The organism is Cellulosimicrobium marinum, assembly GCF_020551945.1.
GTDB classification, from domain to species: Bacteria; Actinomycetota; Actinomycetes; order Actinomycetales; family Cellulomonadaceae; genus Cellulosimicrobium; species Cellulosimicrobium marinum.
The window spans coordinates 1-1,933 of record NZ_JAJBZH010000012.1; the positions used below are offsets into that span (position 1 = coordinate 1).

Consider the following 1,933-nt stretch of genomic DNA (forward strand, 5'->3'; position numbering starts at 1 on the left):
GGTGTGTGTCGGTTGTTTGAGAACTCAACAGTGTGCTTGTTAGTCAATGCCAAATTTTTGTCCTCGTGGGCATGGCTGGCTGTTCTTCGCTCGTCTGGGTGGGGTGGTTGGTTGTGTCTGGGGATTCCTTTGGTTGATTTCGGAGAATGATCGTCAGATTGTTTTTCGTTTGGCCAGTTTTGTGAACCCTTTGGGGTTCGCTTCGTATGGATTGTTCACTGCTGGGTGTGCCTGGTGGTGGGCGTTGTTCATTTACGGAGAGTTTGATCCTGGCTCAGGACGAACGCTGGCGGCGTGCTTAACACATGCAAGTCGAACGATGATGCCCAGCTTGCTGGGTGGATTAGTGGCGAACGGGTGAGTAACACGTGAGTAACCTGCCCCTGACTTCGGGATAAGCGCTGGAAACGGCGTCTAATACCGGATATGAGCCGTCCTCGCATGGGGGTGGTTGGAAAGTTTTTCGGTCAGGGATGGGCTCGCGGCCTATCAGCTTGTTGGTGGGGTGATGGCCTACCAAGGCGACGACGGGTAGCCGGCCTGAGAGGGCGACCGGCCACACTGGGACTGAGACACGGCCCAGACTCCTACGGGAGGCAGCAGTGGGGAATATTGCACAATGGGCGAAAGCCTGATGCAGCGACGCCGCGTGAGGGATGACGGCCTTCGGGTTGTAAACCTCTTTCAGCAGGGAAGAAGCGCAAGTGACGGTACCTGCAGAAGAAGCGCCGGCTAACTACGTGCCAGCAGCCGCGGTAATACGTAGGGCGCAAGCGTTGTCCGGAATTATTGGGCGTAAAGAGCTCGTAGGCGGTTTGTCGCGTCTGGTGTGAAAACTCGAGGCTCAACCTCGAGCTTGCATCGGGTACGGGCAGACTAGAGTGCGGTAGGGGAGACTGGAATTCCTGGTGTAGCGGTGGAATGCGCAGATATCAGGAGGAACACCGATGGCGAAGGCAGGTCTCTGGGCCGCAACTGACGCTGAGGAGCGAAAGCATGGGGAGCGAACAGGATTAGATACCCTGGTAGTCCATGCCGTAAACGTTGGGCACTAGGTGTGGGGCTCATTCCACGAGTTCCGTGCCGCAGCAAACGCATTAAGTGCCCCGCCTGGGGAGTACGGCCGCAAGGCTAAAACTCAAAGGAATTGACGGGGGCCCGCACAAGCGGCGGAGCATGCGGATTAATTCGATGCAACGCGAAGAACCTTACCAAGGCTTGACATGCACGGGAAGCCGCCAGAGATGGTGGTCTCTTTGGACACTCGTGCACAGGTGGTGCATGGTTGTCGTCAGCTCGTGTCGTGAGATGTTGGGTTAAGTCCCGCAACGAGCGCAACCCTCGTCCCATGTTGCCAGCGGGTTATGCCGGGGACTCATGGGAGACTGCCGGGGTCAACTCGGAGGAAGGTGGGGATGACGTCAAATCATCATGCCCCTTATGTCTTGGGCTTCACGCATGCTACAATGGCCGGTACAAAGGGCTGCGATACCGTAAGGTGGAGCGAATCCCAAAAAGCCGGTCTCAGTTCGGATTGGGGTCTGCAACTCGACCCCATGAAGTCGGAGTCGCTAGTAATCGCAGATCAGCAACGCTGCGGTGAATACGTTCCCGGGCCTTGTACACACCGCCCGTCAAGTCACGAAAGTCGGTAACACCCGAAGCCCATGGCCCAACCCTTGTGGGGGGAGTGGTCGAAGGTGGGACTGGCGATTGGGACTAAGTCGTAACAAGGTAGCCGTACCGGAAGGTGCGGCTGGATCACCTCCTTTCTAAGGAGCTTCAACGCACGCCGACCCTTGGGGGTGGGTGTGTGGTGGCCACGGCCCACGCCGAACGCGTGTGGGGGTGGTTGCTCATGGGTGGAACATTGACGAAGAGCGTCGGTTCGTCCGCTGGTGTCAGTACCTGCGCCGTTCCTGCTGCCGGCCCC

1 rRNA gene is annotated in these 1,933 nt (G+C 57.8%); it reads left to right on the plus strand.

Annotated features, from left to right (window positions below):
- Positions 1-251 precede the first annotated feature (251 nt).
- A 16S ribosomal RNA gene (locus tag LGQ04_RS17185) occupies positions 252-1,772 on the plus strand.
- The last annotated feature ends 161 nt before the right edge of the window (positions 1,773-1,933 follow it).